This window comes from Kribbella sp. HUAS MG21 (assembly GCF_040254265.1).
Lineage (GTDB): Bacteria > Actinomycetota > Actinomycetes > Propionibacteriales > Kribbellaceae > Kribbella.
On sequence record NZ_CP158165.1, the window covers coordinates 33,895 to 54,653 of the forward strand.

Annotated in this window: 18 protein-coding genes; 9 read left to right on the top strand and 9 right to left on the bottom strand. The window is 70.5% G+C overall.

The genetic code is table 11. The features are described 5' to 3' along the window. From rpmA to ABN611_RS00240, 7 genes are all read right to left on the bottom strand, one after another. Nucleotides 1-261: a 50S ribosomal protein L27 gene (gene rpmA, locus ABN611_RS00210; RefSeq protein WP_132152713.1), complete on the bottom strand. Its 261-nt coding sequence runs from the start codon at nt 259-261 to the stop codon at nt 1-3. A 12-nt stretch (nt 262-273) separates the two neighbouring features. Further along, a complete protein-coding gene (rplU, locus tag ABN611_RS00215; protein WP_350277663.1) occupies nt 274-591 on the bottom strand; it encodes a 50S ribosomal protein L21 in 318 nt (105 codons plus the stop codon). 173 nt (nt 592-764) lie between these two features. Further along, nucleotides 765-4,238 carry an Rne/Rng family ribonuclease gene (locus ABN611_RS00220; protein WP_350277664.1) on the bottom strand — a complete coding sequence of 1,158 codons (3,474 nt, stop codon included), beginning with the start codon at nt 4,236-4,238 and terminating at the stop codon, nt 765-767. 145 nt (nt 4,239-4,383) lie between these two features. Next, complete coding sequence (locus ABN611_RS00225) at nt 4,384-5,211, bottom strand: TIGR03936 family radical SAM-associated protein (protein ID WP_350277665.1); 828 nt, start codon at nt 5,209-5,211, stop codon at nt 4,384-4,386. Nucleotides 5,212-5,241: 30 nt separating this feature from the next. Then, a complete protein-coding gene (locus tag ABN611_RS00230) occupies nt 5,242-6,111 on the bottom strand; it encodes a hypothetical protein (protein ID WP_350277666.1) in 870 nt (289 codons plus the stop codon). Between the two features lie 47 nt (nt 6,112-6,158). Beyond that, entirely contained in the window at nt 6,159-6,659 is a 501-nt protein-coding gene (locus ABN611_RS00235; RefSeq protein ID WP_350277667.1) for an anthrone oxygenase family protein, read from the bottom strand. A 102-nt stretch (nt 6,660-6,761) separates the two neighbouring features. Continuing rightward, nucleotides 6,762-9,056, bottom strand: coding sequence for a M64 family metallopeptidase (locus ABN611_RS00240; protein WP_350277668.1), 2,295 nt, complete (start codon nt 9,054-9,056; stop codon nt 6,762-6,764). A 165-nt stretch (nt 9,057-9,221) separates the two neighbouring features. Between ABN611_RS00240 and ABN611_RS00245 the strand changes: the two genes are divergently transcribed. The 3 genes from ABN611_RS00245 (at nt 9,222) to ABN611_RS00255 (ending at nt 11,177) form a co-directional block, all read left to right on the top strand. Further along, nucleotides 9,222-10,019 carry a lysophospholipid acyltransferase family protein gene (locus ABN611_RS00245; protein WP_350277669.1) on the top strand — a complete coding sequence of 266 codons (798 nt, stop codon included), beginning with the start codon at nt 9,222-9,224 and terminating at the stop codon, nt 10,017-10,019. A gap of 39 nt (nt 10,020-10,058) precedes the next feature. Further along, complete coding sequence (locus ABN611_RS00250; protein WP_350277670.1) at nt 10,059-10,937, top strand: prephenate dehydratase; 879 nt, start codon at nt 10,059-10,061, stop codon at nt 10,935-10,937. Nucleotides 10,938-11,003: 66 nt separating this feature from the next. Continuing rightward, nucleotides 11,004-11,177 carry a hypothetical protein gene (locus ABN611_RS00255; protein WP_350277671.1) on the top strand — a complete coding sequence of 58 codons (174 nt, stop codon included), beginning with the start codon at nt 11,004-11,006 and terminating at the stop codon, nt 11,175-11,177. A 64-nt stretch (nt 11,178-11,241) separates the two neighbouring features. Here the strand turns inward: ABN611_RS00255 and ABN611_RS00260 are convergent, their stop codons facing one another. Beyond that, nucleotides 11,242-11,658 (bottom strand): NUDIX domain-containing protein, encoded by a 417-nt coding sequence (locus ABN611_RS00260; RefSeq protein WP_350277672.1) that lies wholly within the window; start codon nt 11,656-11,658, stop codon nt 11,242-11,244. A gap of 52 nt (nt 11,659-11,710) precedes the next feature. Between ABN611_RS00260 and ABN611_RS00265 the strand changes: the two genes are divergently transcribed. The 6 genes from ABN611_RS00265 to ABN611_RS00290 all read left to right on the top strand — a co-directional run bounded on the left by ABN611_RS00265 (nt 11,711) and on the right by ABN611_RS00290 (nt 18,738). Beyond that, the gene (locus tag ABN611_RS00265; RefSeq protein WP_350277673.1) at nt 11,711-12,691 is read left to right on the top strand and encodes a GNAT family N-acetyltransferase; all 981 of its coding nucleotides are present in this window, start codon (nt 11,711-11,713) and stop codon (nt 12,689-12,691) included. A gap of 210 nt (nt 12,692-12,901) precedes the next feature. Continuing rightward, nucleotides 12,902-15,247 carry a M43 family zinc metalloprotease gene (locus ABN611_RS00270; protein WP_350277674.1) on the top strand — a complete coding sequence of 782 codons (2,346 nt, stop codon included), beginning with the start codon at nt 12,902-12,904 and terminating at the stop codon, nt 15,245-15,247. Between the two features lie 110 nt (nt 15,248-15,357). Next, nucleotides 15,358-15,534: a hypothetical protein gene (locus ABN611_RS00275; RefSeq protein ID WP_350277675.1), complete on the top strand. Its 177-nt coding sequence runs from the start codon at nt 15,358-15,360 to the stop codon at nt 15,532-15,534. Nucleotides 15,535-15,667: 133 nt separating this feature from the next. Continuing rightward, nucleotides 15,668-16,999 carry a M20/M25/M40 family metallo-hydrolase gene (locus ABN611_RS00280; protein WP_350277676.1) on the top strand — a complete coding sequence of 444 codons (1,332 nt, stop codon included), beginning with the start codon at nt 15,668-15,670 and terminating at the stop codon, nt 16,997-16,999. Between the two features lie 10 nt (nt 17,000-17,009). Further along, nucleotides 17,010-18,323 carry an HAD-IA family hydrolase gene (locus ABN611_RS00285; RefSeq protein ID WP_350277677.1) on the top strand — a complete coding sequence of 438 codons (1,314 nt, stop codon included), beginning with the start codon at nt 17,010-17,012 and terminating at the stop codon, nt 18,321-18,323. 46 nt (nt 18,324-18,369) lie between these two features. Then, nucleotides 18,370-18,738, top strand: coding sequence for a hypothetical protein (locus ABN611_RS00290; RefSeq protein ID WP_350277678.1), 369 nt, complete (start codon nt 18,370-18,372; stop codon nt 18,736-18,738). Between the two features lie 33 nt (nt 18,739-18,771). Here ABN611_RS00290 and ABN611_RS00295 read toward each other — a convergent pair whose 3' ends face one another. Continuing rightward, the gene (locus tag ABN611_RS00295) at nt 18,772-20,703 is read right to left on the bottom strand and encodes a TIGR03960 family B12-binding radical SAM protein (protein ID WP_350277679.1); all 1,932 of its coding nucleotides are present in this window, start codon (nt 20,701-20,703) and stop codon (nt 18,772-18,774) included. Between the last annotated feature and the right edge of the window lie 56 nt (nt 20,704-20,759).

Below are 20,759 nucleotides of genomic sequence, written 5' to 3' on the forward strand. Positions count from 1 at the left end.
TTACTCCGCCGGGGCCGGGACGATGTTGACGACGCGGCGACCGCGCCGGGTGCCGAACTCCACGGTGCCCTCGGCGAGCGCGAACAGCGTGTCGTCGCCGCCGCGGCCGACCAGGTTGCCCGGGTGGAAGTGCGTGCCGCGCTGCCGGACGATGATCTCGCCGGCGTTCACCAGCTGACCGCCGTACCGCTTCACGCCGAGGCGCTGCGCGTTGGAGTCACGACCGTTGCGGGTCGAGGCCGCTCCCTTTTTGTGTGCCATCTCGAGATCAGCTCACTTCTTCTTCGCGTCGATCGCGGTGACCTTGACCTGGGTGTAGTGCTGACGGTGCCCCTGGCGCTTGCGGTAACCGGTCTTGTTCTTGTACTTGAGGATGTTGATCTTCGGGCCCTTGGTGCGGCCCAGGACCTCGGCCGAGACGGCCACGTTGGCCAGCGCGGCGGCGTCGGCCGTCACGGTGTCGCCATCGACGACGAGGACCGCCGGCAGCGACACAGTGTCGCCGACCTTGTCGGTCAGGCTGTCGATCTCGATGACATCGCCGACGGCGACCTTCTGCTGGGTGCCGCCACTGCGCACGATCGCGTACACCGTGGATCTCACTCTCTGCTGGATCGGAAAACTTACTCTGGGGGCCTGCACAGACCTGGCGGCCCACACAAACATGGCACGCGGAACGCGCGCCGACGCTCAAGTTTACGGGTCCCGTCACAGACGGGTCAAACTGACTCCCCCGCCTGCCGCGGGACCCGCATCACATCGCGTCAGCTACCGGTGGTGACGAGCTCCGACGGGTCGGTCGCGTCACCCTCAGCAGCAGTCTTGCTCCGACTCCGGCTACTCCGCCGCCGCCGAGTGCTCTTGGCGGCCCCGTTCTGCGCGGCGTCGGCGTCCTCGACCGGCTCAGTCGCGGCCTCGGCCACCGGAGCCTCCGGGCTCGGGAAGCCGGTGGCTTCCGGGCTCACGTGCTCAGTCGCGTCGGCGGCGACCGGGTACCCAGTCGGTTCCGGCGTACTGTCCGCCGAGGTGCCGTCCGCCTCGGTGGAGGCGGCTGCCTCTTCCTTCTTCACCGTGGCGGCGGCGATCTGGGCGAGGCGCTGGGCGGCGTCGCCGTTGTGTTGCGGCGTCTCCTGCTCGGCGGCGGGCTCCTCGTCGGTGCGGCCCTTGCCGCGGCGGCGGCGGGAGCTCTTGCGGCCGCTTTCCTCCGCCTGCGCGGGCTTGCCGTGGTCGTGGCCGTTCTGGCCGCTCTGCCCGTTGCGGCGGCGCGACTCCTTCGGCTCGTCGTGCAGGATCAGCCCGCGGCCACCGCAGTGGTCGCAGTTCTCGCTGAACGCCTCGAGCAATCCGGTACCGATCCGCTTCCGCGTCATCTGCACCAGCCCCAGCGAGGTGACCTCGGCCACCTGGTGCTTGGTCCGGTCCCGGCCCAGGCACTCGACGAGCCGGCGCAGTACGAGATCGCGGTTCGACTCCAGCACCATGTCGATGAAGTCGATGACGATGATGCCGCCGATGTCGCGGAGCCGGAGCTGCCGGACGATCTCCTCGGCCGCCTCCAGGTTGTTCTTGGTGACGGTCTCCTCGAGGTTCCCGCCGGAGCCGGTGAACTTGCCGGTGTTCACGTCGACCACCGTCATCGCCTCGGTCCGGTCGATGATCAGCGAACCGCCCGACGGCAGCCACACCTTGCGGTCCAGCGCCTTCTTGATCTGCTCGTCGATCCGGTAGTTCGCGAAGACGTCGCCGTCGCCGCCCCACTTCTCGACCCGGTCGGCCAGGTGCGGCGCGACGCCGGCCACGTAGTCACGGACCTGGTCGTACGCCGTCTCGCCGGAGATCACCAGCTTCGCGAAGTCCTCGGTGAACAGGTCCCGGACAACGCGGATCAGCAGGTCCGGCTCGCCGTACAGCAGCTGCGGGGCCTGGCCGTTCTTCGACTTCTTGTCGATCTCCTCCCAGGCGGACTGCAGGCGGCTGACGTCCGCGGTCAGCTCCTCCTCGGACGCACCCTCGGCGGCGGTCCGGACGATCACGCCGGCCTCGTCGGGGACGATGTCCTTGAGGATCGCCTTCAGCCGGTTCCGCTCGGTGTCGGGCAGCTTGCGGCTGATGCCGCCGTTGCCGCCGCGCGGTACGTAGACGACGTACCGGCCGGGGAGGCTGATCTGGTTGGTCAGCCGGGCGCCCTTGTGGCCGATCGGGTCCTTGGTCACCTGGACCAGCACCGACTGGCCGGACTTCAGCACCTGCTCGATCTTCCGCGGGCCGTTGGCGCCACCCAGGGTGGCCCAGTCGACCTCACCGGCGTACAGCACCGCGTTGCGGCCCTTGCCGATGTCGATGAACGCCGCCTCCATGCTGGGCAGCACGTTCTGCACGCGGCCGAGGTACACGTTGCCGATCAGCGAGGTCTGCTCCGCCGTGGTCACGTAGTGCTCGACCAGGACGTTGTCCTCGGAGACCGCGATCTGGGTCAGGTCCTCGCGGGACCGGATCACCATCGTCCGCTCGACCGACTCCCGGCGGGCCAGGAACTCGGCCTCGGTGACGATCGGCGCGCGGCGGCGGCCCGCGGCGCGGCCCTCGCGGCGGCGCTGCTTCTTCGCCTCCAGGCGGGTCGAGCCCTCGACCGCGGTGATCTCGTTCGCGGTGTTCTTGCTGCGCGGTTCGCGGACCCGTACGACGGTCTCGTCGGGGTCGTCCGGGGACGAGGCGCTGTCCTCGCCCTTGCGGCGACGGCGACGGCGGCGCCGGCGGGACGAACCGCCCGCGGCCTCCTCGTCGTCGGCGTCGGCAGCATCAGCAGAGTCGGCGTCGTCCGCCCGGGCGTCCTGCTCGTCGTCGTCCTGGTCGTCGTCGGACTGCTCGTCGGCGTTGTCGTCCGCACCGTCCGCGTCACCGGACTTGCGACGCCGCCGCCCACCACGGCGCCGGCGCCGGCGACGAGTCCCCTCGCCACCTTCCTCGCCGTCCTCACCGTGCGCCTCATCCTGCCCGTCGACCTCGTCGGCAGCCTCCTCGCCCTGCGCGGCCCGGGCAGCGGCCCGCCCATCGCGGTCGGCGTCGATCCTGCCGTCCGTCGCGGCCTTCGCATCAGCCCGCACGTCGCGCTCGGCGTCGGTCGTGGCGTCAGCCTGCGCCTCGCTCGTCGCGTCGGCCTGGGCGTCTGTCTTGGCGTTGGACCTGCGCCTAGTGCTGCGCTTGGTCTGGCCGTCCGCGACCTGGGCAGCGGCCTCGGCGACCGGCTCGGCGCGGTCGGCAGCGACCTCTTCAGGCGTCTCGGCGGTCTCCGCTGTGGCCTGGGCGTCGGCGTCGCGGTTGCGGCGGCTCCGGCGCCGACGGGTGCCGGCCGGCTGCTCGTCCGCCCCCGGCTCCGGGGTGCTGACCGCGGCTTCGGCTTCGGCTTCCTCGTCGTCCTCGTCCGTCACCGGCGGTACGTCGATAGGCGCCTGGAACAACACCGCCGCAGGCGCGGGGCGCCGCCGAGTACGCCGTGCACTCGTTCCAGCACCCGCCGTACCGGAGTCGCTACCGTCCGCAACTGCACCAGCGGCCTCGGAGGCCGCGCTCCCAGAGGGGGCATCCGCAGGGCTCGCGGAGGGGATGTCGGCGGCGGCCTCGGCCGACTTGGATGCACGGCGGCGCGAGGTGCGCTTGCGGGCGGGGGCGCCCTCGACGGGCGCCGCGTCCGCGGCCGGGGCGGAGTCCGTGCCAGGCTCAGCGGCGTCGGTTACCGGGCCGTCGGTGGTCGGGGCGTCGGACGAGAACAGGTCCGGGGCCGTCGCGGACTTCTTGGTGGTGCGTTTGCGGGTGGTCTTCTTGGCGGGGGCGCTCTCCACGACGGGGCCTGCGTCCGCGAGTGCGGTTGCCTGCTCGGGTGTGGGGGCGTCGGTGGCGGGCGGGAAGATCTCCTGGGAGGCCGGCTTGGTGGCGGCCTTCTTGGTGGTCTTCTTCGCGGGGGCCTTCGCCGCGGCCTTCTTGGCGGGCGCCTTCTTCGCGGCGGCCTTCTTGGCCGTCTTCTTCGCCGGAGCCGGAGCCGGCGCCGGATCGGCGGCCTCGCCGTCGGACTGGGTGGGGACCGCGGTCGCGTCCGGCGCGGCGGCGGTCTTCTTCACCGTGCGCTTGCGCGGTGTCGTCGTCTTCTTCGCGGCAGCGGCCTTCTTCGCGGTCTTGCGGGCGGCGGCCGGCTGGGTGGCAGCCGTCTCGGCTGCTTCGGTGGTCGGCTCGTTCTCGAGCATGTAGTGCGGGTCTCCTCAAGCCTCCCGGCGCATCCTGCGACCCCTGTCACGGGTCCGGACGCAGCCACAAGGCGGTCACGGTTCGCCGGACCGGACCGGGCGGTCGCGGCCAGGCGGAAGCCTGCTGGATCCGCTCCGCCCGCGCTCAGGGCACAGAGGGAGCGGCGGCGTCGCCCTCCGCTGGATGCGTCTGGTGGGGACCTGCCTGGCCGGTCGCGGTCGCCTGGGTGGCGTCGCGGTCACGAGCGAGCGGGTCGTCCACCGTGCCGGTTGCCGCGATCAGCGGGCCCTGGGCGAGCCGCGTCAAAAGAGCCGGGCCCGTCACCGGGAGCGCCGCTACTTCGAGCACGCCGGCGAGAACGTCGTCGGGTCTCACGGCCGGGGTTCCGTGCCGTAACACCACTTGCAGTATCGCACACGTCGCAACCGACCCCGGTTCACTCGCGACGGTGAGTCGGAGAACGGCAGCCCGACAGTCGAACGAGCGAAGCCCCCGTTTGGTCATGCGCTCGACGAGAATTTCCTCCCGCCCGAGGAACGCCGCCACGGCCTCCTCGGCGGCCCCGGGATCCACTCCCGGCAACGCGATCCGCCACTCACTGGCCTCCAGCCGCTCGGCCAGCGCGCCGGGCCCCGCGACGACGACCTCCAGGACGTCGAGTCCGGGCGGCAGGGCCTCGTCGAGGGCGGCGCGGACCTGTTCGGCGTCCCGCTCCTGTGTGAGCGATATCTCCAAGTACTCCGCCTCGGACGCGGCCCCGGTCGGCGCCGCACCGGCGTACGAGATCTTCGGGTGCGGACTGAACCCGTGCGAGAACGCGACCGGCAGCCCGGCCCGCCGTACGGCGCGCTCGAACGCCCGCTGGAAGTCGCGGTGTGAGGTGAATCGCAGCCGCCCTCGCTTGGCGAACCGCACCCGCAGTTTCTGGACCGCGGGAAGCTGCTGTGAGGGCGGAGCTTGAACAGGTGCCACACCCGCATTGTCGCAGGCCGCCGCGCGGGGTCACTCGGCGGCGGTGTAGCGCTGCTCCGGCTCGAAGGCGAACTCCGCGTCCACGTCCAGTTCGACATGTACGACGCCGCGGAGGTCGTCGAAGATCACGACCGGGCTGCCGTCGGCGGGGACCCGGTCGGGCGAGGTCCGCATCCGCCCGGGCAGCACGTGGGATCCGGAGGGCGAGTGGTAGACGATCGCGACATCCAGCTCGGGATTGCGCCCGAGCCAGAACCGGACGTCGCCGAGCCGCACGCTCCCGGTGAACCGGCGGCCGTCGCGCCGGACCCGTTCGATGGTCTCCTGCCGCCGCCGCGCGTGCCGCAGCGCCGACGGCACCCGGGCCACCACGGTGATCCACCAGAAGCCGGCCAGGACCGTGAGGACCGCAGAGAGGGCGATCGCCTCGGTGCCGATCAGGCCGTCGAGCGTACGGCGGAGCGTGCCGGACGGGTCGGGCGCGAACGCCGTACCGGTCGAGATTCCCGCACCGACGGCGATCCCGGCGAGCGTGGGGGCGGACCAGAGCAGCACCGCTACCCGGCGCTGGCCGAGCCGCTGCCGCGCGTGCTCACCGAGGTCGACCGTGACCAGCAGGAGCAGGTACACGACGACGATCGCGGCGAGGACCCGCCACACCACGGGCACGTCGAGCGGGACGTTGACGACGCAGGTACTTTCCGGTGCCGACGTCGCCTGGCAGAGCAGCGACGTACCGAGCAGGCTCGCGGCGCCCCAGGCGGCGAAGCACAAGGCGGTCGTGACGACCAGGCGGGTCGTGATCCGCCCGACCGGCTCGCCGGGCGCGAGTCCGGTGATGCGGCTGCCCTTGTCCGTCGTGGAGAACACCGGCCGGTAGTCCCACCAGTCCTTGTCCACCGTTCCTCCCCCAGGTCCTGAGGGGGAACCGTACCGCCCGCGGGGACTCAGGGCTGGGCCGCGGACTTGCCGGTGAGATACAGGGCCCAGCCGAGGAGCCCGAACGACGCCGTCGCGAGCACGGTGCGGATCAGGTTGAAGGTGCGCCACCTGGCCTCGTCGAACGCCGCTCGCGCCGCGGCGACGTCGATGGTCGCGGGGTCGCCGGCCGCCTTGAGCGCGTCGTTCAGCGGGACGTTCACCGCCACCGTGAGGACGATCGTAACCAGGTACAGCACGAACGCGGCCGCGATCCACGGCAGCGCGTCCTGCTTGAGGCTGAGCAGGCCCGCGAGCAGCGTGAGCACCGCCGCGCCGAGGAATCCGAGGCCGAGGAACAGCGGGTTCAGGATCGCCCGGTCGACCGCCTGGAACGCCCCGACGAACGTCTTGTCGTCGGTCTTGGCCAGGCCGGGCATGAACGCGTTCGCGTAGATCGCGTACACGCCGGCTACCAGGCCCGTCGTCATCGTGGCCGCCAGCAACGACGCCACCCGCAGTCCGTTCATCTCACTCCTCCGGTACGGCGGGGAACTCCCCGCACTGGAAAAGTTAGAAGAACTCCGGCGCCGCGAACATGTCGCCGGAACTCAGGTGCATGTCCGCCCGGCTCAGAGCCGCGCGCATTGCCCGCTGCGAGGTCCGGAGACGTGGTTCGGCGCCTGCAGGTTGGTCGGTGCGGGGGTGTTGGCGGTGCAGGTGAGCGGACCGTTGACGGTGTTGCCGGCCAGCGCGACCGGTTCCGCCGTCCGGCTGTTCGTGACCGAGACGGGGCCGTGGACCGTGGTCCCGATTGCGACCAGGCTGCGGGTGACGCCGTCCGCGGAGACGGGTCCGGCGATCGTCGAGCGGAGCAGTTGCAGGTCGGCGGCCTTGTCCGCCCGGACGGGGCCGTTGACGCGCGAATCGGTCGCCACGAGCGATGCTCCGGCGGCGACCAGGACCGGGCCGCTGACCGTCGCGTCGACCAGGCACGTGACGCCTGAGCCGACGTACAGCGGACCGTCGTGTACGCCGGTGATCGTCGTCGTGCAGGCCGGCGCCGGGCGCAGCAGTGTGACGGCGAAGCGCCGCGGCGTACCGATGTTGCCGGTGGCATCGATCGCGCGGTACTCGACCTGATGGCGCCCGTAGCCCGGCGGTACGTCGTCCCACGGCACGACCCGCGGTACGCCGAGCTTCCCGTACACGAGCTGGTCGATCTCGGTCCCCTCCGCGGTGAACCGGAACGGCGCCGAGGCGTCCGTCGGCCAGCCGAAGTAGTTGTACCAACCGTCGCCGTCGACGCGGAACTCCGGCACGACGTAGCCCGCGCTGTCGTCCTGCGCCGCGAGCCCCATCGTGAACGCGTCGTTGTAGATGTACTCCGGACCGCCCGGCTTCTGCACCTGGAGCAGCGGTTTCGACATCGTGGGCGTGACCACCGGTTCGACGCCGTCGACGTCCCAGGTCAGGGTCTCGGTGCCGGCCTCGGCGGTCAGGGTGTGCCGGCCGGTGAGTTGCAGGGGTGCGAGGTCGAGGTCGCGGTCGTTCCCCGGATTGTCGACAATCCGACCGTCGACTTTCCAGATGATCGCACCGGCCGACTGCGCAGTCTCGGCATACACGACCTCGTCGGCACTCACCGGGTGATCCGTGGGCGTCGAGGCGGTGAACGTCGGCGCGGAGTCGGTCGACGCCGGCGCGGAACCCGTGGGCGGCGACGGCGCGGCCGGTGGCTGCGCGGTCAGGGAAGTGTCGATTGTCCACGATCGGATTGCCGACGGGCGGACGGCGGGATCGCGGATGAACTCGGTCGGGTCGACGATCGTCGCGGTCAGCGTGTGCTTCCCCGGTGTCAGCTCGAGCGTCGAGAGGTCGACGGAGCGGGCGTTCGCGGTGCGCAGCGCCGTACCGTCGACGGCCCACGTCACGTCGAGCTCGTGGTCGACCGGGTGCAGCGTCTGCAGCCAGACGACCTGGTCGGCCGCGACGTCCCCGACCGGCGTGCTGTCCTGGAACAGGTTCGCCTTCGCTGAGATCCGCTGGGTCATCCGCTCGCGCGACACCTGGTCGAAGTAGTACCCGAGGGTCTTCATCATCGAGTGCGCACTCGGCCGCCAGACGCCCGAACCGGCGTACATCCCGCCCTCGTACCGCCCGATCGTCCCGCCGGACTCCGACGGCTCCCCCAACCACCGGAACCACTTCTTCTGCTGCGCCAGCATCTGCTGCTCGGTCAGCAAGCTGTGGTGGATCGAGGACGGCTCAGGACCCTGGTACGGCGCCCCGCGGTCGCCGCGGGCGTAGTAGTCGTACTCGTCCTGCAGGCCGCCCAGCGAATGCCCGAGCTCGTGCGGCGTGATCAGCGCGGAGAGCGCGTTGCCCCCGGACGCGGTCGCGTACGCCCCGCCCGCCCCGCCGTACGTGTCGCTGTTGCCGATGGCAAGAATCTGCCGGTTCGCGCTCGTCGTCCCCGGCACGAGGTCGGCGTACTGCGTCGCTGCCGCCTGGCTGACGGTCAGCAGGCGCTGGACGCTGCCCGGGTTGCACCCGCCCCAGAAGCCCATCTGCAGCGGGGTGTCGCGCCTCGGCGCGGTCAGGTCCGGGTCGCAGTCGAGCCCGGACTCGGGCGACGCGATCTCGACGGCGTACACGTTGATGTAGTTCCGGTACGACTTGAACGGTTCGATGCTCCAGAGCACGTTCAGGTGCTTGTCGAGCTGCTCGCGGAACTTCGGCAGCTCGGCGGCGGTGTAGCCGTCGCCCATCACCACCAGGTTGAACCGCGACGCCGCCGGGCCGGAGACCTGGATCGGTACGACGGCCGCGTCCGGAGCGGCTCCTGGTGCCGCGGCCCGCGCCGGCAGCGCCGCGAGGACGCCCGCGAGCAGGGCCAGGACCACGGTCAGGAGCTTGGTGCGCATGGTTCTCTCCCCCACCTGGGCGACGGTGCCGTCAGCAGCTTACGAAGCTCCGGCGCGGAGTGTGAGGAGTTCCCGCGTGGCGACGTACGGGCCAACCGGGCGATCGTGCGGCATCATGTGGGTTCGGGGAAACGTGAGGCTGCGTCCTCAACAGAGAGGATTTCGATGACGGAACCGGCACAGTCGCCGCGGCGGGAGCCGGACCCTGCGGTCGTGGATGCCGGTGACGGCGACGGCAAGGGCATCTACTGGGTGCTGAAGAACGTGATCGTCGGGCCGCCGGTGAAGCGGATCTTCCGGCCCAAGATCGTCGGCGCCGAGAACGTGCCGGAGACCGGGCCGGCGATCATCGCCAGCAACCACCTCTCGTACTCGGACTGGATCTTCATGCCGCTGGTGCTGCGCCGCCGGGTGACGTTCGTCGCGAAGTCCGACTACTTCACCGGGGCCGGGATCAAGGGCCGGTTCCAGCGCGGGTTCTTCAAGGGCACCGGGCAGGTGCCGATCGACCGCTCCGGCGGTTCGGCGTCCGAGGGCGCGATGCGGGCCGGGATGAAGGTGCTGGAGCGCGGCGAGCTGTTCGGGATCTATCCCGAGGGCACCCGCTCGCACGACGGGCGGCTGTACAAGGGGCGCACCGGGGTCGCGCGGCTCGCGCTGGAGGCGAAGGTGCCGGTGATCCCGTGCGGGGTGATCGGGACCGACGTGGTCGCGCCGCCGGGGAAGATCGTCGCGTCGTTCGCCTCGCCGACGGTGAAGTTCGGCGAGCCGCTGGACTTCTCGCGGTACGAGGGCATGGAGAGCGACCGGCTGATCCTGCGGGCGGTCACCGACGAGATCATGTACAAGATCATGGAGCTGTCCGGGCAGGAGTACATCGACATGTACGCCACCAAGGCCAAGCAGCTCGAGGGCCGCGCGGTGACCGGCGCGCCGACGAAGGTCCGCAAGTCGGACACCTGATCCGGTCCTTGAGATCCGGTGGGTCTACCCTGGGAGATCGTGGACGGACCGATCGCTTATCAGGGTGAGCCAGGCGCCAACTCGGCGATGGCGTGCACCGACATGTTCCCGGACCGCGAGCAGCTGCCCTGTACGACGTTCGAGGACGCCCTCGAGGCGGTCAGCAGCGGGCGCGCCGGGCTGGCGATGATCCCGGTGGACAACTCGATCGCCGGGCGGGTCGCGGACATCCACCACCTGCTGCCGGAGTCCGGGCTGCACATCGTCGGCGAGTACTTCCTGCCGATCCACTTCCAGTTGCTCGGCGTGCCGGGTACGTCGCTCGACCAGATCCGGACCGTGCGCAGCCACGTGCACGCGCTCGGCCAGTGCCGGAAGATCATCCGCGAGCACGGCTGGTCGACCGTCGTCGCCGACGACACGGCCGGCGCGGCGCGCGAGGTGTCGGAGCTCGGCGATCCCACCGTGGCGTCGCTGTCCCCGCGGGCCGCCGCGGAGCTGTACGGCCTCGAGACGCTGGCGTCGGACGTCGAGGACGAGCACCACAACACGACCCGGTTCCTGGTGCTGTCGCGCGAGCCCGACGTACCGCCGGTGGGGTCCGGGCCTGTCATCACGTCGTTCGTGTACCGCGTCCGGAACGTGTCGGCCGCGCTGTACAAGGCCCTCGGCGGCTTCGCCACGAACGGCGTCAACATGACGAAGCTGGAGTCGTACCAGCTGGGCGGCATGTTCTTCGCCACCCAGTTCTACGCCGACATCGAAGGGCACCCCGAGGAGCCGAACGTAGCCCTCGCCCTCGAGGAGCTCGCGTTCTTCTCCGTCGAGGTGCGCATCCTGGGCGTCTACCCCGCCAACGAGTTCCGCGCCCAAATAGCCGAACCCGCCGCCAACCGAGCCCTCCGCCCGCACCACTAGATGCTCCCGCCGTACGACGCCCGCGTCGTGCTGATCGGCGGTCCTTCACACGTCAGGAAGTCGACGGTGGCGCGGGCAGTGGCCGACCGGCTCGGCTTCGAGTACGTCTCCACCGACAAGCTGGGTCGCCATCCGGGGAGACCGTGGGCCAAGCCAGGCCGTGAGGTGCCGGCGCATGTCGCCGAGCACTACCGCTCGCATGGGAGCGCCGAGCTGGTCGACGCGCTCCTCGAGCACTAACCTGCACCACCTCGACACCTCCAACGACTCGCCCGAACCGTTGGCTGACCAGATCCTGGCCCGCCTAGAGCGGTAGGACCGCGCGGGCAGCTGAGCTCAGGTGGGCGGGGTCACCGGTCTGGAGGTCGAACCAGGCGGAGCCGGCGGTGTCCGGGGAGGTGACGTCGGCGGATCCGGCCGCGAGCTGCAGACCGGCCGGGAGGTGTACGTCGACGTAGACGCCTCGGTGGTGGAGGCTGATCGGGGTGCCTGTGGACGACTGGTGTACGTGCACGGCGAAGTGCTTGAAGGCGCCGGTCGGAGTCAGGTGGAGGCCGAGCTCCTCGTGGAGTTCGCGTTCGAGGGTTTCGGCCCAGGTTTCGCCGGGTTCCGGGGTTCCGCCGGGGAGGTCCAGGAGGCCGGTGTACGGGCCGCGGGTCTTGCGGACCAGAAGGACGTGGGCGGCATCGCCGATCCGGGCGTAGACGCCGAAGTGATGCATCTCGCGATGGTATTCCCGGGCGGTGGGGTGGGGTTGGTTCTAGGGTCGCGGGATGCGGATTGTGGTGGTTGACGGGGCGGATGTTGAGGTTTTCCGGAAGTTCTACGAGGTGAAGTTCGGGGTTCGGCGGGAGGAGCTCGAGTTTCCGGTGGGGATGGGGGTGGAGGAGGCTCGGGTTTTCATGGCTCGGGAGCATGCGGATGTGCGGGCCGAGGGGCTGGGGCTCGTGGACGGGGATGTCTGGCTGGGGGTTGCCTGGCTGGACTGGTGGTTGGTGGGGAACACCGACGCCGTCGACGTCGAGCTTGCCGTCGCGCCGCAGTACCGACGGCGTGGTGTCGCCAGCCGGCTGCTGGAGGTCGCGGTGGACAAGGCACGGGCGGACGGGCGGCGGATCGTGTCGGGTACGAACCTGGCAGGTGATCCGGTGACGGGTGAGAGCCCGGGTACGGCGTTCGCCGCGGCGCGCGGGTTCGTGAAGAAGCACGCCGAGCTGCACCAGGTCGCCGACCTGCCGGTGGCCGAACTCCCGGAGCACCGGGTCGACGGCTACGAGATCGTGCAGTGGCGCGAGCACACGCCCGACGAGTGGATGGCGCAGTTCGTCGAGCTGCTGAGTGGGATGAGCGAGGACGTCCCGACCGGCGACCGCACCGACGAACCCGTGCACTGGACGCCCGAGCTGGTGCGGGACGCGGAAGCGCGCCGCGTCGCCCAGGGACGGTTCACGTACACCACGGCCGCCGTCCACACCGCGTCCGGCGAGCTGGCGGCGTACACCCAGATGGGCGGTACGCCGGAGACGCCCGAGCGCCTCACCCAGTACGACACCTACGTACGCCGCTCGCACCGCGGCAACGGCCTCGGCATCGCGGTCAAGGCCCCGAACCTCCGCGCCCTCCAGTCCGGCGTCGCGCGTCCCGCCGTACTCCACACCTGGAACGCCCCCGAGAACGCCCCGATGATCGCCGTCAACACCAAGCTCGGCTTCCGTCCCGTCGCCCAGCGCACGATGTGGGAACGCGAACTCTGACCGACGACGCATCCTCCTGACGGGGCGCGAAGTCTTGTGCGGGGACGGTGATCGGAGGATCGTGAAACGCAGAGCAGCGTCTTGGGGGCCGGCTGTTCGGTGGGGGAAGGCGGCGGGTCCGCCTTCGGTCGAGGGCTGTGCTGGGGGTGGGGTTCTCGGTTCGGCGTGGGGACGCCGGCCTGCTCGTGTGCCCCCGTGGAAGGGGGAGAAATGCCGAGGAAGGCCAACGGGCGCGCGGACAAGCACCGAGACGACTACCGGATGCCGGGCGAGGCCCCGGCGACCGAGCCGAACGGGCACGCCGCGAACGGACAGCCCACGGCGGACGGCATGCCGGCGGCCGGCACACCGGCGAGCGGCACCAGCAGTACGACGACCAGCGCCGGCGGCTCAGGCACTGGCACAGGCAGCAGTACAGGCAGTGGAGCACCCGCCGCGAACATGAGCGGCGGCGGTTCGCCGGCCGCCAACATGAGCGGGTCCGGCGCGCCCGCGGCCGGCATGGGCGGCGGCGGTTCGCCCGGCGGTCTCGGGATGACGGGCGGCGGCACGGCCGGTGGTGCCGGTATGAGCGGCGCGTCCGGCGACGACCGGACCGAGTTCCCGACGCGTCGGCAGTGCGGTGTGATGGACGTGCACCGGCGGCTGCTGACGACGTCCGCGGAGTACGCCGCGGCGCGCTCGGCGCTGGAGACCGCGACGATGGACTACGTCGCCCGCCAGGAGCGTTTCACCGGGATCGCGAAGATCCCGTGTGTCGTCCACGTCGTCTGGAACACCGCCGCGCAGAACATCTCGCAGGCCCAGATCGACAGCCAGCTCGACGTCCTGAACCGCGACTTCCGCGCCACCAACCCGGACACCAGCATCGTGCCGAGCGTGTTCAGCGGGCTGATCGCGGACACCCGGATCGAGTTCTTCCTCGCCACCGAGGACCCGAACGGCAACCCGACGACCGGCGTCACCCGGACCCAGACCAGTACGGCGAACTTCGGCACCGACGACCGCGTGAAGTCGTCCGCGACCGGCGGCATCGACCCGTGGCCGACGGACCGGTACCTGAACATCTGGGTCTGCCAGCTCGGCGGCGGCCTGCTCGGGTACGCGCAGTTCCCCGGCGGCCCGGCGAACACCGACGGCGTGGTGATCCTGCACAGCGGCTTCGGCACCAACGGTACGGCGGCCGCGCCGTTCGACCTCGGCCGGACGACGACGCACGAGGTCGGGCACTACCTCAACCTGTTCCACATCTGGGGCGACGACGGCAGCGGCTGCAGCGGCAGCGACGAGTGCGCCGACACCCCGAACCAGGCCGGCCCGAACTTCGGCGTACCGACGTTCCCGCACGTGACCTGCAGCAACGGGCCGAACGGCGACCTGTTCTACGACTACATGGACTACACGGACGACCGCGGCATGGTGATGTTCACCGCCGGCCAGGCGGAGCGGATGGCGGCGACGCTGGACACGGTCCGCCGGGACCTGCCGGTGTACGAGTCCGAGCGGACGCCGGAACCCGCCGGCTCGGTGGTGTCGTGGGGCTCGGACCGGCTCGACGCGTTCGTGCTCGGCACCGACCTGGCGATGTATCACAAGTGGTGGGACGGATCGGCGTGGGGACCGTCCGTCGCCGGTTACGAGTACCAGGGTGGTATCTGTATGAGCGCTCCTGAAGTCGCGTCGTGGGGGCCGAACCGGCTCGACGCGTTCGTCCTCGGCACGGACCGCGCGCTGTACCACAAGTGGTGGGACGGCTCCGCCTGGAACGGGTACGAGTACCTCGGCGGGATCTGCATGAGCCCGCCGCGGGTCGCGACCTGGGGCGCGAACCGGCTCGACGCGTTCGTCCTCGGGACCGACCGCGCGCTGTACCACAAGTGGTGGGACGGCTCCGCGTGGAACGGGTACGAGTACCTCGGCGGGATCTGCATGAGCCCGCCGGAGGTCGTTGCCTGGGGCCCCGATCGGCTGGACGCGTTCGTCCTCGGGACCGACAACGCGGTCTACCACAAGTGGTGGGACGGCTCGGCCTGGAACGGGTACGAGTACCTGGGCGGGGTCTGCGCCTCGCCGCCACGCGTCGTCGCGTGGGGCGAGAACCGGCTCGACATGTTCGTCATCGGCACCGACTCGGCGCTGTACCACAAGTGGTGGGACGGCTCCGCCTGGAACGGCTGGGAGTACATGGGCGGTGTCTGTACGACGGCGCCGACCGTGGTGTCGTGGGGCTCGGACCGGCTGGACGTGTTCGTGCTCGGCACGGACTCCGCGCTGTACCACAAGTGGTGGGACGGCTCCGCGTGGGGACCGTCGCTGACCGGGTACGAGTACATGGGCGGGATCTGCACCGACGAGCCGCGCGTGGTCTCGTGGGACGCGAACCGGCTGGACGTGTTCGTCACCGGCACCGACAAGCAGCTGTACCACAAGTGGTGGGACGGCTCGGCCTGGGGACCGTCGGTCACCGGGTACGAGGCGCTCGGCGGCGTGATCAGCGACTTCAAGGTGACGATCCCCGAGACGCCCGCCGCGATCGAACAGGCGGTGCGGATCTGACCGCCGCACCGGCCGGGCGGTGGACGCATTCCTTCGAGGAGGACCACGACGGGATCAGCGTCTACCGCCGCGACGACTTCGCCTTCCCGCCGGCCCGCGGCCGGCGGGGGGTGGAGTTCCGCCCCGACGGCACGCTGGTGGAGTACGCCATCGGCCGCGGCGACGCCCCCGAGGCCCGCGCCGCCGGCCGCTGGGACGCCACCGGCCGGTTGGTCCGCGGCCAAGGTGGTGGCGGCCGAATCGTCGTCTCCACCCCCGACCGTCTCGAGATCGCCTGGCAGGAGTGAGCACCTGACCGCGGTCCACCCGCCACGTCTCCGGCACGGCGGGTCCGTGCCCACCACGTCGGCCGGCGCGGGTCCCGGGTCGTCAGCTCCCCTGCTTTGTTCCATCTGTTTCTAGTCCAGGCCGGGAGGGCCCATGACTACTGGACCTGTGCGGTACCTCGTAGTGCCGACCGCCGACGCCGCAGGCGGCGCGCGGTCGGCCCGGTTCGGCGCGAAGACCATCCTCTGGGTGCCGGCCGAGCAGCGGCTTGGGCGGCAGTCGCGGACCGTTCCGGGGCTGTTGCTCGTCACGCAGGTCGGGCGGAGCTTCCAGGACGAGTATCCGGATGTCACGCCGTTGCTGGATCACGGCCGACACTTGGTGATCTCGGCCGCCGACCGGCCGCGGCGGCGCTCCAACCATTGCTGGCGGATCGAGACGCTGCGTGCCGACACGACGATTGTCGACAATCCGGTTGTCTCCAGTGCGCGCGTCGATCCGGCGATCTCGGCGTTGGTGGCCGAGGTGTCCGTGGCGTCGTACCAGAGCGACCTGACCTGGCTGGCGGGCCTGCCGACCAGGCATTCGACGAGTACGACGTTCACCCAGGCGATGGACTTCGCCGCCGAACGGATGGTTGCTCTCGGCTACCAAACGACGAGGATGCCGATCGCCGTAGGTGCGGGACAGTCGGCGAACCTGATCGGCGACCGGCCCGGCACCGGTTCCGACGGCCAGGGCGCGCGCGGTTTGGTGATCGTGACCGCGCATCTGGACTCGGTCAATCTCGCTGGTGGGCCGGGTGCCTCGGCGCCGGGTGCGGACGACAACGGGAGCGGGGCGGCCGGCGTCCTGGAGCTCGGCCGATTGTTGACAAACCGATTGTGGAAGAACGACGTCAGGCTCATCCTCTTCGGCGGCGAGGAGCAGGGCCTGTTCGGCAGCAAGCAGTACGTCGCGACGCTGCCGCCGGCCGAGCGTGCCCGCGTGCGCGCCGTCCTGAACATGGACATGATCGCGACCAAGAACACCGCGACGCCGACCGTCCTGCTGGAGGGCGCGCAGGTCTCGTCCGCCCAGATGAACGCGCTGGCGACCGCCGCCGCGACGTACACCGGGCTGAAGGTCGAGACCTCGCTGAACCCGTTCGCCAGCGACCACGTGCCGTTCATCACCGCCGGGATGCCCGCAGTGCTGACGATCGAGGGTGCGGACAGCGCGAACGGCAACATCCACTCCGCCAACGACACGCTGAACTTCATCGACTGGTCGCTGGCCGCCGAGATCCTCCGGATGAACATCGCCGCCCTGGCCGGCTGGCTCGAACCCGCAGCTGCCCGCCGCCCGCAACCAGCAGGCTCCGTCGTCTCCTGGGGTCCAGGCCGGCTGGACGTGTTCGCGGTCGGCATGGACTCCGCCCTGCACCACAAGGCCTACGACGGAACGTGGCAGGACTTCGAATCGCTCGGAGGTGCGGTGACCTAAGCTGACGGCCATGTGGAGCCCGAATGCGCGTGATGTCGGCGGACTTCCTACTCGGTACGGCGTACCGACGCGCGCGGGGGCTCTGATTCGTAGCGAGTGCCTGGACGCCGTCGGGCCCGAGTTCGAGGCGCTCGGCGCGGGACTGGTCCTCGATCTGCGCTCGGACTGGGAGATCCGGCAAGCGCACCCGCTCGACGGCGTAGCGACGTACCAGCGGATTCCTTGGATCGACCCCGAGGCCGAAGCTCGGCGGGTGCCCGAGGACGAGCCGCGGCTGGTCGATGTCTACCGCAACAGTCTGAACCGCAACGCCGCGCACATCGCGCGGATCTTCGCCGCGATCGCGGACGCCCCGCCCGACCAGCCGGTCGTCGTGCACTGCAAGGCGGGCAAGGACCGGACCGGGCTCACGGTCGCGCTGCTGCTCGACCTCGTCGGCGTACCGCGTTCGGAGATCGCCGCCGACTACGCGATCAGCGAGGTCAACCTGGGGATGCAGGACGGACCGGAGTTCACGCGGACCCGGCCCGAGACGATCCTCGCGTCACTCGAGCATGTAGACACGCTGGGCGGCGTCCGCAGCTACCTGGAGTCGCTCGGATTGAGCACGGCCCAACTCCACCGGCTCGCGACGCGCCTGCTTCCGGTCGACGTCCCCGCGATCGTGTTCGACTTCGACGGTCTGCTCATGGACACCGAGACGACGATGGTCGAGAGCTGGCAGGCGGAGTGGGCGTACCACGGCCTCGAGCTGGACATGACCACCTTCTGGCCCGGGCACGGCGGCGACATCACCGAGGAGCGGTACGCCGTCCTCGCCGCGGCCGTCGGCGACAGGTTCGACCGCGCCGAGAGCCACGCGCGGCGCCTCGCGCACCGGCAGCGGCTGCACGACGAGCTCGACTTCCGGCCCGGGATCCGGTCCTGGATCGCCGACGCGCGCGAGCTCGGGCTGCAGGTCGCCATCGCCAGCAGTTCGGCGCGCAGTTGGGTCATGGGGCACCTGGAGCGGGTCGGCGCGGTCGGGCTCTTCGACCACATCGTCACCGGCGACGAGGTGCCGACGCACAAGCCGGACCCGGCGATCTACGAGCTCGCGCTGCGGCGCCTCGGCGTACCGTGGGCGATCGCCGTCGAGGACACCGCCCACGGGGTCGCGGCGGCGCAGGCCGCCGGGATGTACGCGGTCGCCGTACCGAATCCGTACGTGACGCCGGCGGCGGTGGCGGCCGCCGACCTGGTTCTGGGCAGCGCTGACCAGCTTTTGCTCAGCGAGCTGCTTCTGTCGGCGGGCTCGAAAGGGTCGACGCTCGTAACTGAGTGACCTAATCTGCTGACTCTCTGTAGGTTTCCAACTGGAGGGTGGTCAGATGCGGAAACTCCTAGGTGCGGTAGCGGCGACCGCGGCGGCAGCGGCGGGCCTGGCGGTCGCGACGCCGGCACAGGCGTCGACGACCGCGTGCGATCTGGTGACGGGCCGGTCGGTCGGCTACAGCGCGAACATGCTGTACGTCGGGGTCGGCCTGGAGGGCTGCTCGAACAGCGTGACCGAGGTGTACGTCGAACTGCAGAAGGCCGACAGCGCGAGCGGACCGTACACCACCGTCGCGGCGACGAACGCGTACTCCGGCGGCGGCGCCTGGTTCGACGGCGGCACCGGCTGCGGGTACTACATCGGCGTCGCCCACTGGCAGGACCAGACCGAGACGACGCCCAACCCGGCGTACTACTGCAACTAGCGCGTGCTGGGGGCCGGCAGCGGCCCCCACACGTCACACCACCGACAGCGGCAGCAGCTTCTTGCCGGTCGGGCCGATCTGGATCTCGGTGCCCATCTGCGGGCAGACGCCGCAGTCGAAGCAGGGGGTCCAGCGGCAGTCCTCGACCTCGATCGCGCCGTCCTCCTCGAGCGAGTCCTGCCAGTCCTCCCAGAGCCAGTCGCGGTCCAGACCCGAGTCCAGGTGGTCCCACGGCAGGACTTCGGCGTACTCACGCTCGCGCGTCGTGTACCAGGCCAGGTCGACCGGCTCGTCCGCGAGCGCCTTCTCGGTGCACTCGACCCAGCGGTCGTACGAGAAGTGCTCGCTCCAGCCGTCGAACCGGCCGCCGTCGCGCCAGACCGCCTCGATCACACGCCCGACGCGCCGGTCGCCGCGGGACAGCAGGCCCTCGATGATGCCGGGCTTGCCGTCGTGGTACCGGAAACCGATCGCCTTGGCGTACTTCTTCTCCGAGCGGATCGCGGCACCGAGCTTGGCCAGCCGGGCGTCGGTCTCCTCGACACCCAGCTGCGAGGCCCACTGGAAGGGCGTGTGCGGCTTCGGCACGAACCCGCCGATCGACACGGTGCACCGGATGTCGTTGCGGCCGGACACCTCACGGCCGGTCGCGATCACGCGCTTGGCCAGGTCGGCGATCGCCAGCACGTCCTCGTCGGTCTCGGTCGGCAGGCCGCACATGAAGTACAGCTTCACCTGCCGCCAGCCGTGGCTGTACGCCGCCGCGACGGTCCGGATCAGGTCCTCCTCGGTGACCATCTTGTTGATCACCTTGCGCATCCGGTCCGACCCGCCCTCGGGCGCGAACGTCAGGCCGCTGCGCCGGCCGTTGCGGGAGAACTCGTTGGCCAGCGTGATGTTGAACGCGTCGACCCTTGTCGAGGGCAACGACAGCGAGACGTTGCTGCCCTCGTACCGGTCCCCCAGGCCCTTCGCGACGTCGGCGATCTCGCTGTGGTCGGCCGACGACAGGCTCAGCAGGCCGACCTCCTCGAACCCGGACTGCTGCAGCCCGTTCTGCACCATGTCGCCGATCGTGGTGATGCTGCGCTCGCGCACCGGCCGGGTGATCATGCCCGCCTGGCAGAACCGGCAGCCGCGGGTGCAGCCGCGGAAGATCTCCACGGAGTACCGCTCGTGGACGGTCTCGGCGAGCGGCACCAGCGGCTTCTTCGGGTACGGCCACGCGTCCAGGTCCATGACCGTGTGCTTCGCGGTCCGCCACGGTACGCCGGGACGGTTCGGGGTGACGCGCTGGATCCGGCCGTCGGCGAGATAGTCGACGGTGAAGAACTTCGGGATGTAGACGCCGCCGGACTTCGCCAGCCGCAGCAGCACCTCGTCACGCCCGCCCGGACGGCCCTCGTCCTTCCACTCCCGGATCACCTCGGAGATCGCCAGCACGATCTCCTCGCCGTCGCCCAGCACCGCGGCGTCGACGAAGTCCGCGATCGGCTCCGGGTTGAACGCGGCGTGCCCGCCGGCCAGCACGATCGGGTCCTCGTCGGTCCGGTCGACGGCGTGCAGCGGGATGCCGGCCAGGTCCAGCGCGGTGAGCATGTTCGTGTAGCCGAGCTCGGTCGAGAACGACAGCCCGAACACGTCGAACGCCCGCACCGGCCGGTGGCTGTCCAGCGTGAACTGCGGGATGCCGTTGTCCCGCATCACCTGCTCCATGTCCGGCCAGACGGAGTACGTCCGCTCGGCCAGGATGTGGTCGCGCTCGTTCAGCACCTCGTACAGGATCTGGACGCCCTGGTTCGGCAGGCCGACCTCGTAGGCGTCCGGGTACATCAGCGCCCAGCGCACGCTGACCGCGTCCCATTCCTTGCTGACCGAGTTCAGTTCACCACCGACGTACTGGATCGGCTTCTGCACACCCGGCAGCAAGGCCTCCAGGCGCGGGAACAGCGATTCGACAGTCATAGACACTTCCAGTCAGCGAACAGAGCGCCTACCAGGTTAACGCCGCGGCCCCGGTA